Source organism: Clostridium aromativorans (assembly GCF_020908015.1).
GTDB classification, from domain to species: domain Bacteria; phylum Bacillota; class Clostridia; order Clostridiales; family Clostridiaceae; genus Clostridium_B; species Clostridium_B aromativorans.
Genome location: NZ_JAJJPB010000001.1, coordinates 462,709 through 478,490 on the forward strand (window position 1 = coordinate 462,709; position 15,782 = coordinate 478,490).

Consider the following 15,782-nt stretch of genomic DNA (forward strand, 5'->3'; position numbering starts at 1 on the left):
CTGCATACTATATTATCTTGTCACTCCAATTCTCCTTATCTTTGTATTTACATCTATGTTTACAACTGCATTTTTATAAACATCATCCCAGTCATTTCCTATTTGTTTCCATATAATTGGATGATATTTTTCTACATATTCTCCAAAACCTATGGGATCCACCTGAAGCTCTCTTTGAGTAGACCTTACCACACTTTCACATTCTTTTCTTATAGCTTCATTGAAATCCTGTTGAATTTGATCCAACTTATTCACAGATAATGCCTCATTTCCAGTATAATAATTTTTTATCTGGCCTTCTATATCCAGGTCTATATTAAATATCAATTTTCCGTCTTTCTGAGACATCCTCATCTTTCTATCAGCATTGTCAATTCTTATATCTACAGGATGGCCATCTAAATATATCATTTTCTTTCCGCCTCTCAAGATACCCTTTAGCAGTTCTATATTTGAGGTTTGAACTGAATTCAAAATTCCCTTTTGTGTAAAGTTTTTTATTACAAAAGTGCCCGAAATCTTTATGGTATTCCCGTTCTCATCAATAACAATTCTGGGAACTATGCTATTTCCATTTTCACTCATTTGAATTAAAAAATCATTTAAAGTTATTGGAACAACTGCACTATTTTTAAAATCACTTTCAACCATACCCAATATATAATTCTCTACACTCATTTCTATTGGATTGTTAAATGTCACATACTTCTCTGCATTTCCATCTGACATAACTATATACATATTTCTATTTAAAGAAGGCTCTCTTTGAAGGTAATCAATAGCTTCCTTTACTGCATCGGGATATTTCATTAAATTTTCTCCTAACACCAACACTTTAGCATGGCTAAATCTTATGGATCTGCTGCTCTTAGCTATTGCATTACTTACTGCATCCTGAATTGAATATCCATCTACATCTAAATATCTATCTCGAGATATTCCTCCTTTACCTGGTTCCAGTTTACTTAAATCCGGTATACCAAAAGTAACATGAAACTTTTTTAAATCTATAGACGTCAGTGGATCTGTCGGTTTTATATTCTTTGATTCTTTTCTCTTCCCTATATCTACTCCTGCATCTACTCCCATTATAGACACTAAGTCAGTTCTCTCTATTTCAACTTTGTCCCAGCACCCAGTCAGTATAATACAAATTAAAAGCAGAGATATAACTTTACCCCTATTACCTACATGTCTAGCCTTGCCAAACAAAAGTATCACGATGGGCAGTACAACTAGACTATATATAAAAAGCGGAGGTATAAATCTATTGCTCATATCATAAAGCTGTGCTATATTCTGAGGATACAAAGCTATTATATATATTACTGGTGCTATCAAAGCCGACGAAAGTTTTACATCATCTAATTTAAATACATCCTTTACTATATCAGATGACAAATAATATATATTTGAAAAAGTAGTAAAGTAAAACATAACCCATAGGGCCATAACTACTCCTTCCCATCTCTCTATAAAAGCTCCATTTATATTTATGGAGTTTATCATAGTTATAGTAGGCCACAATAAAATTTTAGTCTGTTCTTTGGAGAAAATAGCCAGTGAAAAAACAATTATCATTGCATAAAAAAGCGTTATAAATGCAATGCTCTTTATTGCTGTTTTTTTTATATTAAATTTATCTTTTATAAATGGTCCCATCAAATATATTATTTCTATTCCAGCAAAACTGTAGATTGCACTTTTAAGTGCCATTAAGTAGGTATAAGGTGTATTGGTAAACATAGGCAGTACATTGGTAAAATCCGTTTTATTTAAAGTAAACAGAAGTATCATATCCAGTGATATAAACATTATCCAGAAAGAAACTTCATTAAATTTTATTAAATTTTGTAATTTACTTCTTACAAGATAAATTCCTGAAAATATAGTTACGACTATCAGAAATTCCGTAGGTGTTTTTTCAAGAAGATACATTTTTATAACTTCTACAAATATTCTCATGCCAATTGATATGGTAAATATATTATATAGCACAAATCCAACAGCTAAAATTCCACCTAATATTTTTCCAAAATTATTTTCAAGTATTGTGCTGAATTTATTATATCCATTGGATTTAAAAGTTTTACAGGCCATATAAATTAAGAAATAAGTAATAAACCCTGCCATTATAACCACAGCCCATCCATCAGTGCCTGCAGCACTTACTAACTCTCTTGGCAAGGAAAATATTCCTACACCTATAACAGTCACTATTATAGTGGTAAATACTCCAAATCCAGTTATGAAACTTCTGCCTGTCATATAATCACCTTCTTGAAAAAACTAATTTACCCAATTATTTTTGTCTAACCTTATCCTTGGTATTCATATATTTGGGCCTTTTTTTGAAAAAATCAATAGGCGCTCTAAAGTACATATCTTTAAAATCACTGACATTTTCATTTACTGTAGGTGATAGATAAGATATTCCAAAACTCTTGAGCCTTACAAGATGTATCAGAGTAATTATAAGTCCAATCATGATACCATATAATCCTGCCACAGCCGCTGCACCTATAAGTAAAAATCTAATTAGCCTAAATGCAGAGGTCATCTCATAATTAGGAGTAGTAAAATTTGTTATGGCAGTAACGGATACTATTATTATCATTATAGGACTCACTATTCCAGCTTGAACTGCAGCTTGACCTATAATTAGACCTCCCACTATTCCAGTTGTAGCTCCTATGGACTTTGGGAGTCTAGCTACAGATTCTAAAAGAAGGGCAAAACTCAATTCCATGATTATAGCTTCCATAAAAGCTGGGAAAGGCACTCCTTCCCTTGAAGCGGCAATAAAATATGCCAGTCTGGTGGGTATTATTCCAGTGTGAAAAGAAGTAACTGCAACGTAAAGAGCAGGCATTATCAATGTAATCATTATGGATATAAACCTTATTATTCTTATTGTTGAACTATATATCCATCTTTGATAGTAATCATCCGGTGACTGAAATAGATTTGCCATAGTAGTAGGCACTATAATTGCAAAAGGAGAATTATCCACTACTATTGCAATTCTTCCTTCATACAATGCTGAGGCCACTACATCAGGCCTTTCAGTACTCTGAATCTGTGGGAAAAAGGACCATTTATTGTCTTCTATAAGCTGCTCTACATACCCACTGTCTAAAATGGCATCTATCTTTATGTTATCCAGTCTCTTCATAAGTTCTTTTAATGCTTTTTCATTTACTATATCATCTATGTACACCACTACTACATCGGTTTTAGATCTCACTCCCAAGGGCTTTGGCACAATTTTAAGCCTAGTATCCCTTATTCTTCTTCTTATCAAGGCCGTATTAAACCGTAAAGTTTCCGTAAATCCATCCCTAGATCCTCTTAAAACCGTTTCTCCTGAAGGTTCAGTTATCCCTCTTACAGGCCAGGCTCTAGTGGCAAGTACATAAAAACTTTTTAGCCCCTCCAGAAGCATTAACGTTTCACCAGATAAAATCAAGTCAACTCCTTTTCTCAAGTCAACAAGTTCTTTCATGTCAGATACAGTTATCAATCTTTCCTTTATGAGGCTTACATTTTTTATATATCTGTACCTAGTCATAAGACCTCTTAACAAATCATTTAAGAGCATCTTATCTCCCATTCCATCTATATACACTATTGCGGCTTTAACTTCTCCTATATAAAATTCTCTAAACACTACATCTGAATTATCTTCAAACAGTTCCTTTAAATATTTTACATTTTCATCGACTTTAGGGGATACAAAATCTCTTACTTCTTCTTTCATGTACTTCACCTCCTATCAGAAAGAGTAAATTGAAAGGGCATACAACAGGATTGAAAATATAAAAAAAAATATACCAATTATTTTAGATTTTAAAACAGTTTTTTTTAAATTGTCTTTTTTAAAGTTTTTAGGATCAATAAATGTTAAAAAAAATCCCTGGATTATCATAAGTATAAAAAAATATTTATTAAATAAGTGAATGATATCCACATGTTCTCCCTCTTTCTTTTTTCCACTCAATTCAAAATAACTCTAAATTATTTTCTACCTATTTCAAGCTATTTATTCATAAATTATAAGCCTGATTTCTTCAATCAAATAAAAAGGTTACCCCAAAGTTTATTTTGAGGCAGCCTTTTCAACTACATGTTAACTATTCTCTTATATAGTTCTCGTAATAAAAGTTTCTCTATATTTAATTTTCATCCTATCATAACACATTTGTGCCTCCAACATATCATCAAAAAAAGCAAATATACTTGGACCGCTTCCGCTCATCAATGTTCCTAAAGCTCCAGCTCTAATTAATTGTCCCTTTATTTGCCGCAGCATAAAATGTCTCTTTAAAGTCACATTTTCAAGAACATTTCTCATATTTCTGCTCAACATCTCCAGGTTACCTTCATGAATAGCATCTATAAGCAAATTAGTATCAGGATGTTTCATTATCTTATTTATGTCTAAATTTTTATATACCTCCTTAGTACTAACCCCAAAAGATGGCTTAATCAATATCAATATATGATCCTTAAAAGGAGTAAGAGGAGTAACTATTTCACCTATTCCCTCACATAATGCAGTACCCCCTATTATACAATAGGGAACATCTGCACCTATATTCAATCCCAATTTAATTAATTCACTGTCATATACTTCAGGTACGTACATATCTCTCATAGTTTTTAATACTACTGCAGCATCTGCACTTCCTCCCGCAAGTCCCGCTGCTGTAGGTATGTTTTTAACTATATTTATATTTATTCCATCTTTTATATTATATTTATGTATAAATAACTCCGCTGCTCTATAGACCAGATTTCTATTGTCACAAGGTATATAATTTTTATTACAGGTTATATGTATACCACTTTTAGCTTTATACATTTCTAAAACATCATATAAATCTATAGTTTGCATTATCATTTTTAAAAGATGATATCCATCTTCCCTTTTCCCAATCACATCCAATGAAAGATTTATTTTGGCATAGGCTTTTAATAATGGCATTTCAATTCTCACTACCTTTAAAAATATTGTAAAACTGATTATAACATAAATCAAAAGAAAAGGCGATTCATCACACCACCTATAGAAGTGGGCGACTTCTCGCCGATTGCGTTAAATTGATAATCCTACTTGCTTACCTTATAACTCTGTTCCTACACCATAGCTATATTCCCTATTCTCTTATTTCCATCTTTTAATTTTTCACTTATCAATTCTACTAATGGGTTCATCTTCTCAAAGAATATTATTATCAAATCCCCCTGTTTTCCTGCATCTATTGCTCTCTCAAGTGCAGCCTTTTCATCCAATATAGTTTCTATTTTCTTTAAGTCAAAATCAGTCTTCATTATACCCCTTCTAAGAATTGATGCTATTTCTCCAGGCTTCCTGCCTCTTCTGTCCTTATCTTCTTTAACATATATATAGTCAAAGTTCCTTCCTGCAATCCGCCCTATTTTTTCAACACTAGTGTCAGTTCTGTCTCCAGGTATACCAATAATTCCAACCAATCTCTTATAATTTAACTTTTTAGCGCCTTTTATAACCGCTTTATATCCTTCTATATTATGACCATAGTCCAACACCACATTTATTCCATTTAAATTATAAATATTGAACCGTCCTGGATTAAATGAAGCATCTCCATAAAAGCTTTTTAAACCATCCTTTATAACAGAATAGGCTATATTCAACCCAATTGCAGCCCCACAGGCAGCCATGGCATTTTCTATGTTATAAATAAGTTTCCCTTCCAGCGATATCCTTATATCCTGCATCTTTACTATTGGGACTACAACACCCTGCCTTTCAAAATACATAATCTGATCATCTATATATATTCCATATCCGCCTCTATCTATATTGTCCCTGAGAATTGTATTATTTTTATACTTTGAAAACATAATTATTGAGCCCTTTAACCTATTGATTATAGTTGAACTTACCAGATCATCCGCATTTAAAACCACATATCCATTTTTCTTAACAGCTTCTCCAACCAACGCCTTTACATAAGCTAGATCCTCCATTGTATTTATTCCATCTATGCCAAGATGATCTTCAGTTATATTCGTTATCACCGCCACATCTGCCAAATCATAGGCAAGACCTTTTTTTATTATTCCTCCTCTAGCAGTTTCCAACACCGCTGCATCTACATTTTTGTTGCTCAAAATGGTCTTAGCACTATAATATCCTGTAGTATCACCTTTACATATACATTTATTATCTATGTATATTCCTCCTGTAACAGTCATACCCACCTTATAGCCAGATTTGCCTAATATATGTGCAATGAGTCTAGTAGTTGTGGTTTTCCCATTTGTTCCAGTTACTGAAACTATAGGAATGGATCGGGATCTATAAAATAGCATATTTATTATGGCTCTTGCCACATTTCTTTTTTTGCCTACACAGGGATACTGGTGCATTCTAATACCCGGTGCTGCATTTATTTCTATTATAGCTCCACCGGTTTTAAGTATGGATTCACTTATATCTTTACAGCATATATCTATGCCACAGATATCCAGTCCAATCGTATCAGCTGCCCTTTCACAGATATTTATATTTTCTTTGCAAATTAAATCAGTGCAATCTACAGCTGTTCCTCCTGTAGATAAATTTCCATTTTCTCTTATGAGCAATTTTTTATTCTTAGGCAAGATACTATCCAATTTATAATCACTCTTAAGTATGCAGGCTTTCAATTCATCATCTATTTTTATTTTAGTTAGAGGCTTTTCGTGTCCCTCTCCTCTCATGCTGTCCCTGTTTACATCTTCTATCAATTGAATTATGCTTTTTATTCCATCTCCCACAACATAAGGCGGTATTCTTTCAGCAGCAGCTACTACTTTTCCATTCACCACACATACCCTAAAGTCTTTTCCAGTTATACATTTCTCTAAAATTATACTATCAAACTTCTGTGCTAATATCTTGTAAGCTTTTACTGCTTCTGTCTTATTTTTTATATTTACAAATACCCCTTTGCCCTGATTTCCAAAACAAGGTTTTAAAACTATGGGGTATCCTATCTCAGCAGTGAGATCTGATAATTCCTCCAGGCTTTTCACCTCACCACCCTCTGCCACAGGTAAACACTGATTTCTCAGCATCTCTTTAGTTAGCATTTTGTTACAAGCTATATCTACAGCCGCAGCCGATGTATTGCATGATATAGTGGCTTCTATAATCTTGCTGTATTTTCCGTATCCCAATTGAAATACACTGTTATTTCCAATCCTTGTTACAGGTATTCCTCTCCTCTTGGCCTCTGATATTATGGACAGCGTACTGGGGCCAACTTGCTCTGCTTTTAAAATATCCTTTAATTTTGTGACGTCCTCCTCAAGTTTATAATTTATTCCTTTTATCAAAGAGTTGATCATATTCACAGCTATTTTGCCAATTTCCAGCGCTGTATTTTTATAAAGATATTCATATACTATATAATATTTATCTTCCTTTATTTCCCTTGCCTTCCCATAACTAACATCAATGCCCAGATCATTTTGCATAGCAAGTATAATATGTTCACACACATGGGCAAGATAAGTTCCTTCTCTCAATCTCTTTTCAAAGCCATGTTCTTCATTTATTCCACATCTATGCTGCCTCAAATCAGGCATGATCGTCAGCAGTTTTTCATTAAATCCATTTATATCCTTAGTTGGTATTTCACTATACCCCTCTAAATCCACAGACATTTTTATACATTTTCTATGAGCAAATATATTTCTTCCTTCAAAAACTCTAAAATCATCTATCCTCATTTTTGTGTATACTGCCCGTTACATAAACACTTATTTACACTTAAGTAAAAGTTTGTTTATTTCCCCATTCATAGTATCTGATTTTGCTATTTGTGCTACTTTCATTCGGCCTGATACTCCAGGGGCTTGAAATCCCGTCTAACTAACGGTATATCAGCATATAATTCATATTTATTTGCTGATTTAACGGTTTTTACGACTCCTCCCTTACATCTATTTGACCCTTTCTCGGATTTTTAATCAATTTGATTTACAAATCATCAAATCAAATTTTCTCAATTATTATAAGGCTTTTTATTTATAAAATTAAATTTATTTCCATATTTAAGTACATGTAATTTCACTCCAAATATAGACAATATCTCCTCAGGATACTGTTCTGACACATTAGTATAGGTTATGCCAGAGCCATCTATCACATAAACTGCTCCTGAACCCATTACCGTGAATTCATCATTGTCTTTAACCATAATTGCTGTATCTTCATCTATTCCAATACCTAAGCTCTGTGGGTTTTCAGCTATTCCAACAAGTAGTCTTCCTATTCTACCCCTCTGTGCAAAATGCTGATCAATAATCACACCTTTTATGAGACCCAACCCAGGCGCCATTTTTAAAGTACACTTTTTAGGTGATTCTTCATCGGGTCCTGTTATTATCATGGTATCACTCATAACAGAAGCCCCTGCGGAAGTTCCCACAAAAGTACACCCTCCTTCATATAATTCTTGAATCTTCGAATACAGTGGAGTACCTCCTACAAGGCTTGTTATCCTAAGCTGATCTCCTCCTGTAAAAAACATCAATGCAATATTTTCTATGAGCTCTAGATTGTTCACGTCAAAGGCATCTTTTCTGCTTCTTATAGTCAGTATCCTTATATTCTTTATTCCCAATTCTTGAAATATCTTTTTATATTCATCTCCTAATTCCTCCGGTATCTCAGATGCAATAGTTGCAATAACAAGAATATCTTCTTGTTTATCCAATCTACTGCAGACTTCCTTTAATATTTTTTTTTCACCGGTCTTATCTTCCGCTCCTCCTATTATTATTAAATTTTTTTCTGATTTTTTTTTCAAAGTCATGCACCCTCTCCTGCGGATATTCTATATTTTTTCCATTTTCTCAATTATTATGCGTAAAACAAAAACTTCAGCAATTTATTGCCGAAGTTTAATCGAAGATTTGGGCTCCCTTTTATGAAACTCCACCTCCTTTCGGTCCGGCGGAGTAAGCGACTCGCACCAAATCGAAGATTTGGGCTCCCTGCTTATATTACAGCTCTTCCAGGTATAATGAGTTTTTCTCCCACTTTTATAACTTCCGGATCTTCTATATCATTTAATTTTACTAAATCCTCCACAGTAGTATAATACTTTTTAGCTATTTTCCACAGAGTATCATCTTGCTGGATCACATATATGGTTAAACTGGCCTTCTTAGCTGGGAATTCCCCTTCTGAAGAATCTATATTCACCAAAAACTCTTTATGAGTAATATAATTTACTCTTGCATAAACTTCAGCTACTGCCTTTATAGCTATGGTGTCTATTTCTACCTCTCCCTGTATACTCTCTAAAGCCACCTTTGCTATACACTGCATGTCAATTTTACTTTCAGGTATATCTACACTGCAACTAAAAGGTATCTCGTCACTAGCCTTATTTATTTCATCTTCTAAATCCTTATATAAAGCCTTAACACTTAAAACTCCATCTACAACTACCTTGTCTTCCACTATTTTTTTGTCTGTTATGCACACTTCTCCATAACACATAATTACCTCTTTAGGCCTGGAGTTACCTTCTAATTCTATATTTGATTTAATCATACTTTGGGTGGTATTCTGGCCATGCATTACATTCAATTCATAATCTTTTTTATCCATCTGCATAAGTGAGGAAGGAGAATAAGCATCTTCTATTATATCCATATCTTCTTTATACATCACTTTTGTATTGGATTTTACCAACACTTCCATATCAATTATTCTGCTCTCACCCAAATCATCTTCTCTTATACTCTTTTCAATCTCATCTACACAAAAGTCGGTATAGCTGTCCATAGATGAGTTCACTCCATCTACAGGAATTTCTTTACTTACATAAACATCATCCTCTATATATTCTATGTCCCTTGTGTCCTTTCCCCTATAAAGTACACCTATAAGCACATATGCCTCTATAGAGATATTCCCATCTAAAACCTTTATATTTTTCTTATGCACATTTACGTTACATTCTAATATATTCCCTATTTGAGGCCTATCCACAGGTATTTGAATCTCAGCTTTTGCCACTAAATCTCCTGAGACTGTTCCAACTATTTTATCTATAGTATCAGGATTTTTCAACATCTGTATATCTCCAGAACTTTCTACATCTTTTATAACTTCAAATTCATATTTTTTATATACTTCTGCTTTTAATTTTATAATTCCTTCAATAGATACCTTTCTTTCATTAGCTATATTGCAGTTCATATGTTCTACATAGCAATCTGCATCACAGAGCATATCATGTTGGGACCCCGGTATTTCAATATAATTTGAAAAATCGCCAGTATAATTTACGCTGTAGATGCCCATTGCTTCATCTTCTTTAGCTAAATAAAGTATAGTATATTCCACTTTTCCCTCAACAAATACCTTATCCTGCATTACTTCCTTACTAGTTATAATGGGCTTTGCATTGAGAATTAAAATATGGTTAACATCTGGATTTGTATCCGGTATTATATATTCTGCTTTTATTACAGTATCAGAAAAATTTTCAGCCATGAGCTGTTCACATTCTATATTTTCTTTAACAAAATCTATACTCATATTTATTACCCCCCATATAAAAACCTACTATTTATTTATATAAATTAAAGGTAAAAAATATGCTAACGTTTTTGATAATTTTCAATAATGTCTCTTAATATTGACATTTACAAAATTTTGACGTAATATTAAATTGGTTGTTAACCATATAACCTCTCATAAATTCTCAATACCCTTTTATACCATAGTTGAAAGATGGAAGCTTACCATCTTTCTTCTTACCCTGTAAATTGACAACAAAAAATAGCACATAAAATATAATTAGTATTTTATATACTATTTTAAAAATGTTACGTTTATATACTTTTATAAAATAGGTTAACAAACATATGAGATAATTGATAACTAAGTGAACTAAACACTGTTTAAACTGAAAAAACCAACTGAACTGTTTTTGTTAAAACATCCGAATAGCTATAAGTCACTTTCCTTTGGGTGTCATTTTCTAATCTAATCACAAATATGCTAGGATAAGCTTTTTCTATTATTCCTTTATTCACAAAAACTTTCCTTCTACCGCCATTTGCCTTTAAAGTTACTTTGTCTCCTACATGATCTTCAATGTTCTTTCTTATAGAAGCTAACACATTCATTCCTTCCATTCTCTAAACACCCTCTCTCTACATCTTATATTATACATCGTAAGGTTAATTATGTCAACTAAACCATTTAGTATATCAGTTAATAATTTATTTTGTCAATATTAAATTTTTGTAAACACGGCCCACATAGTTTTATTTATATTATAATATATTGCCATTTCTTCAAGTCACTCATATATACAATATTATTTACAACTTTTATAATCTTTATACATATGGTGATTTTGGAAAACCCTCCCTGTATTTTCCTCTAGTCTGCAGCCCTCCAATCCCATTAGTCCTAGTTATAGTGTTTCTTATGGCCTCTTGAATGGATACTACTTTTTCTATATTCGTATAAGCTATTTTTTCACATAAAAATACAGGATCTAAACAATGTATAAGTACTCTACTGGGTGAACTTGCAAAATTAGCTCCTGAATCCAAAATTTTTTCATAACAGGACTGACAGGCTCCTGCAAATATTACCAGATCATCATAATTTGATTCATAATTTCTAAGTTCTGACACAGCTTCCACAAAATATTTGGAATTTTTATAATTATCCAAATTCATGAAATCAGTAGTACCCTTTGCCACAGAATCATGCCCTGTAATTACAATTATATCTGGTTTTATTTCTTTTACTAACTCTACCACTTTTGACGGCTGATCCTTTTCAGCTATATTCCTGCCAACTACATCTAACAAAAGTTGTTTATACACTTTAATACATACATCTAGATATTCCGAATCACCATCTACATGCAGTATTTTACCAGGCCTTCCAAAAGCAAGTTCGTTCTTGGAATCATGTGATGCAAATTTTGTTATGTTATATTCTTGTGCAGTTCCTCCACTATACCTAAAGCCCCCTCTGCTAATTAGAATGTCCCGAATTGAACTGTTAATTTGTTTATTAAATATAATTTCCTTTTTTGTAAGAGATTCATTCTCTACGATCTCCAAATCCTCAATGGTGGAATCTGCAATCAGCCTCAAATCTATCCCTTTTAGAATATAAATATTCCCGCTTTTTTCTTCTTTTACATCTATTATTTTAAAAGTTATATCTTTACCATAGGATTTTCTCACTACTATATCACCTATTTTCATAATCTAACATCCCCATATAAAAAGTCATGATATATATTATGAGTTTATTCTTTTTTAAGTGCAAAAAATAAGGCCTATGCCGGGTTCATTTTAACATTATCCACATAGGCCTATTCCCAACTTAAATCTATTTTTGGTTATAGATACTTTTAAATTCTTCAATAAAACGAACATACTTTTCCTGTTCTGAAATCAATTCCTCCAGTTTATTATTAAAGGTATTTAACTGCCAATTAACCTCATTATAATAATATCTATTTGCCAATCTCCAGAAACGTTGAGGAAATAATAAGAAGGCAAATATTACCCTGTATTCCTCCTCCTCAAGCGGGCTTACCTCATTATAGGAGTCAAATATAAGCTTGGCATTTTCTATATTCCAATCTGATCTTTTTAAAACCTTAATCATAAAAGATGATATATCATAAGCTCTTATTTCTCTTTTACAGTAATCAAAATCTATTACATTTACATTGTTGTCATCATCTATCACTATATTATGATATGTAAAATCATGATGACAAAATCCTTTTTCCTCTTTTGTTATATTGCAAAGTTCATCATATTTGGAGTCTTTTAGTACTTCTATAGCTTTTCTGCCAAAATCTTTATAAAACTGAATAGCCTTCATATAATTTAAATCAAAACTTTCCTTATTGCTTTTTTTTCTGCCCATATCTTTCATTTTATCAAGAGCTCTAACCCTTTTTTCCATTAAATGATGCCACCTTCCAAGATCCGTCTTAAGTTTGCTGTTTTCAGGAGGCTCATATCCTTTAGAAGCTATGTGCATATTTGCCAAACATTTAGAAGCATTTATGACATCTTCTTTATTTTTAAAATCACATTCCCTACCATTAATCCATTCTGAAAGGGTATAAATATCTTCATTTACAAGAGCATAGGGATTCCCATCTATATTAACACAATATTTATCTACATATGGAAATCCATTATTTATTAAATGTTCTTTTGCACCATATACAAATAAAAGTTTTTGAGTTCCATAATTTATTCTCTTTAAACATTTCATTCCTTTATCCGTTTTTAAAAGATATACCCCTCTATTTGGTCTTATATTTTCAATTTTTACATTAAATTGTCTTTCTATTTCAAATTCTCGCATCATGTTAATCACCCCTATATATCTATATGAACGGCTAAGTTATTTTAGAAGAATATTAACATTTTTAACTGGATTTTAATATAATGAAATATACCAATTTAGAGAGGAATAATTCTATGAAAATAGGAATTGATGGTCGTGCTGCAAAATGGTATAGAGGTACCGGTATAGGCACTTATACTTATCAGCTCATAAGTTGCTTAAATAATATTGATAATATAAATAACTATTTACTTTTCATGCCGAAAAGTTTTAGAAATGATATATGCTTAAAAAAAAATTTTGCTCTAAATACTATTCCTCCACAGAATAAAACCAGTTTTTGGGAGGAAATAAATATACCTAATAAAATAAAACACAATAAAATAGAATTGTACCACGTTCCACAAAACGGTGTAGGGCTTCCTGTAGATAAAAATTGTAAATTTGCTATAACACTTCACGATGTAATTCCCTATAAAATGCCTGAAACTGTAAGTGACAGATATTTAAAAATTTTTTCCGACTATATCCCTGAAATAATACCTAAATGTGATGGAATTATTACAGTTTCAAATTTCTCCAAGAATGATATAATGAAGGCTTTTAATTTCCCCGAGAATAAAATATACGTTACTCATTTGGCCAGCGAGGATATATATAAACCTTTGGATAAAAATATAAGTAAATATATAGCTAAAAGATATTATTCCATAGATGAAGATTATATACTTTATGTGGGGGGATTCAGCCCTAGAAAAAATATATTGGGTTTAATTGAAAGTTTCAATAAATTTATATCGCTGTATAAAAAACCCATAAAGCTTGTAATAGCAGGTACAAAGGGGAAATCATACAGTACTTACAGAAAACGTACTGAAATATTAAATATATCTGACAAAGTTATATTTCCCGGTTTTATATCCATGGATCATCTTCCCTATATATATAATGCCGCTAAACTATTCGTATATCCCTCTTTTTATGAGGGATTTGGTTTGCCACCAATAGAGGCTATGGCCTGTGGAATTCCAGTAATAACCTCAAATACTACTTCTCTACCTGAAGTTGTTGGAGATGGAGCTCTTCTCGTAAATCCCAAAGATCAAGATGATTTATGTCAAGCTATGCTAAATATACTGTCCGATGATAATCTCAAAAAAAAACTTACCTCTCTGGGAATTCAGAGAGCTTCTCAACTAAATTGGAAAAAAACAGCTAGTGATACCATAACCATATACAATAAAATCATAGGTAAAAAAATTAATTATTAAAATACACACACCCTTTAAATAAATATACTGCTTATTTCAAGGGTGTGTGTATAATATGTCAAAACATTTTTTAAATACACCATTAGCTATTTAAAATTGTATCCTCAAACTCTGCTAAAAATTCCATTCTATCATCTTTATATCTTATCTTCCTCTTTAATCTATCCAAAAACACTTCTTCTTCCCAATCTTTTCGTTTAGTATAATAATCTTTTGATATAGTATAAAAATCATTTGGAAAATTCAGCATAGCAAATAATACCTCAAGCTCTCTATCGCTTAAACTATTTTCTGCACAGTAACCATTCATTATCAGTTTTGTTTTTTCCATATCAAAAGCAAAATTTTTTATAACCTTATTTATAAAATTACATAAATCATGTACTTTAAGATCTATAATGGCATAATCAAAATCTACAAAATAGGCTTTGTTATCATTTATCAGTATATTGTGGTAGGCTAAATCATGATGGCATACTGCTATTTTATCCTCTTCACTGCAGAGCTTATAATAACAGGATTTTTCCAGCAGTTTTTCACTTTTCTTTATTTCTTTTATATAATGCCTTGAATTATCTATAAATATTTCATCAAATTCTGTTTTTTTTTCATGTACATTTGCTATATTCCTAAAAAACTCCATTTCCTGGACTCTTCTTTTAAAAACATCAATGAGCCTTCCATTATTGTATTTGCTGTTCATATTGCTTTTGAATCCTTCAGAAGCAAGATGAAATTCTCCCAATCCTTTAGATGCAATATCTAAATCCACAGGATTACTAAAATTGCATTCTTTCCCCTGAACCATATCCATTATGCAGTACATATCACCTTCCCAAATTGTATATATATGACCTTTTTTATCTTTTACGAAATTAACCACTCTGGGAAATTTGTTTCTTATATAAGTTAAAACCTCATGGATAAACTTCAATTCATTTAAAGTATATTCTACTTTTTTTAATATCTTCTCTCCTTTATCTGTAGAAACCATATACACATTCCTTACAGGTACTATATCATCTATTTTTAGATCAAATCTATCAAAAAGCTCTATACATAAATCGTATTTAGCTAAATATTTTTTTTCCCCATATCTATCTATCAATTCAAAA

At 31.8% G+C, this 15,782-nt stretch carries 12 protein-coding genes; 1 reads left to right on the forward strand and 11 read right to left on the reverse strand.

The window, feature by feature from the left end:
• Positions 1-12 precede the first annotated feature (12 nt).
• From LN736_RS02245 to LN736_RS02285, 10 genes are all read right to left on the reverse strand, one after another.
• Positions 13-2,268 (reverse strand): Ger(x)C family spore germination protein, encoded by a 2,256-nt coding sequence (locus LN736_RS02245; RefSeq protein WP_229980688.1) that lies wholly within the window; start codon positions 2,266-2,268, stop codon positions 13-15.
• A 34-nt stretch (positions 2,269-2,302) separates the two neighbouring features.
• Positions 2,303-3,760, reverse strand: coding sequence for a spore germination protein (locus tag LN736_RS02250; RefSeq protein WP_229980689.1), 1,458 nt, complete (start codon positions 3,758-3,760; stop codon positions 2,303-2,305).
• A 15-nt stretch (positions 3,761-3,775) separates the two neighbouring features.
• Positions 3,776-3,970, reverse strand: coding sequence for a CLC_0170 family protein (locus LN736_RS19085; RefSeq protein WP_150356167.1), 195 nt, complete (start codon positions 3,968-3,970; stop codon positions 3,776-3,778).
• Positions 3,971-4,141: 171 nt separating this feature from the next.
• Positions 4,142-4,987 (reverse strand): 4-(cytidine 5'-diphospho)-2-C-methyl-D-erythritol kinase, encoded by an 846-nt coding sequence (ispE, locus tag LN736_RS02255; RefSeq protein WP_229980691.1) that lies wholly within the window; start codon positions 4,985-4,987, stop codon positions 4,142-4,144.
• 152 nt (positions 4,988-5,139) lie between these two features.
• On the reverse strand, positions 5,140-7,764 hold the full coding sequence (gene cphA / locus LN736_RS02260; RefSeq protein WP_229980693.1) for a cyanophycin synthetase: 2,625 nt from the start codon (positions 7,762-7,764) through the stop codon (positions 5,140-5,142).
• A gap of 275 nt (positions 7,765-8,039) precedes the next feature.
• Positions 8,040-8,846 carry a cyanophycinase gene (locus tag LN736_RS02265; RefSeq protein ID WP_150356175.1) on the reverse strand — a complete coding sequence of 269 codons (807 nt, stop codon included), beginning with the start codon at positions 8,844-8,846 and terminating at the stop codon, positions 8,040-8,042.
• A gap of 191 nt (positions 8,847-9,037) precedes the next feature.
• Complete coding sequence (locus LN736_RS02270; protein WP_150356164.1) at positions 9,038-10,591, reverse strand: DUF3794 and LysM peptidoglycan-binding domain-containing protein; 1,554 nt, start codon at positions 10,589-10,591, stop codon at positions 9,038-9,040.
• A gap of 365 nt (positions 10,592-10,956) precedes the next feature.
• Entirely contained in the window at positions 10,957-11,193 is a 237-nt protein-coding gene (locus tag LN736_RS02275; protein WP_150356163.1) for a Veg family protein, read from the reverse strand.
• Between the two features lie 207 nt (positions 11,194-11,400).
• Positions 11,401-12,288 (reverse strand): sporulation peptidase YabG, encoded by an 888-nt coding sequence (yabG, locus tag LN736_RS02280; RefSeq protein ID WP_150356162.1) that lies wholly within the window; start codon positions 12,286-12,288, stop codon positions 11,401-11,403.
• A gap of 127 nt (positions 12,289-12,415) precedes the next feature.
• The gene (locus LN736_RS02285) at positions 12,416-13,417 is read right to left on the reverse strand and encodes a CotS family spore coat protein (protein ID WP_150356161.1); all 1,002 of its coding nucleotides are present in this window, start codon (positions 13,415-13,417) and stop codon (positions 12,416-12,418) included.
• 113 nt (positions 13,418-13,530) lie between these two features.
• On the opposite strand from LN736_RS02285, the gene LN736_RS02290 reads away from it, so the two are divergent.
• On the forward strand, positions 13,531-14,667 hold the full coding sequence (locus LN736_RS02290; RefSeq protein WP_150356160.1) for a glycosyltransferase family 4 protein: 1,137 nt from the start codon (positions 13,531-13,533) through the stop codon (positions 14,665-14,667).
• A gap of 82 nt (positions 14,668-14,749) precedes the next feature.
• Here LN736_RS02290 and LN736_RS02295 read toward each other — a convergent pair whose 3' ends face one another.
• On the reverse strand, positions 14,750-15,775 hold the full coding sequence (locus LN736_RS02295) for a CotS family spore coat protein (protein WP_268253722.1): 1,026 nt from the start codon (positions 15,773-15,775) through the stop codon (positions 14,750-14,752).
• Between the last annotated feature and the right edge of the window lie 7 nt (positions 15,776-15,782).

Coding starts and splice junctions, on each gene's coding strand:
- ispE (WP_229980691.1), bottom strand. CDS start 4,987: ATGCCATTATTAAAAGCCTATGCCAAAATAAATCTTTCATTGGATGTG.
- yabG (WP_150356162.1), bottom strand. CDS start 12,288: ATGAAAATAGGTGATATAGTAGTGAGAAAATCCTATGGTAAAGATATA.
- LN736_RS02290 (WP_150356160.1), top strand. CDS start 13,531: ATGAAAATAGGAATTGATGGTCGTGCTGCAAAATGGTATAGAGGTACC.
- cphA (WP_229980693.1), bottom strand. CDS start 7,764: ATGAGGATAGATGATTTTAGAGTTTTTGAAGGAAGAAATATATTTGCT.
- LN736_RS02250 (WP_229980689.1), bottom strand. CDS start 3,760: ATGAAAGAAGAAGTAAGAGATTTTGTATCCCCTAAAGTCGATGAAAAT.
- LN736_RS02275 (WP_150356163.1), bottom strand. CDS start 11,193: ATGGAAGGAATGAATGTGTTAGCTTCTATAAGAAAGAACATTGAAGAT.
- LN736_RS02245 (WP_229980688.1), bottom strand. CDS start 2,268: ATGACAGGCAGAAGTTTCATAACTGGATTTGGAGTATTTACCACTATA.
- LN736_RS02285 (WP_150356161.1), bottom strand. CDS start 13,417: ATGATGCGAGAATTTGAAATAGAAAGACAATTTAATGTAAAAATTGAA.
- LN736_RS02270 (WP_150356164.1), bottom strand. CDS start 10,591: ATGAGTATAGATTTTGTTAAAGAAAATATAGAATGTGAACAGCTCATG.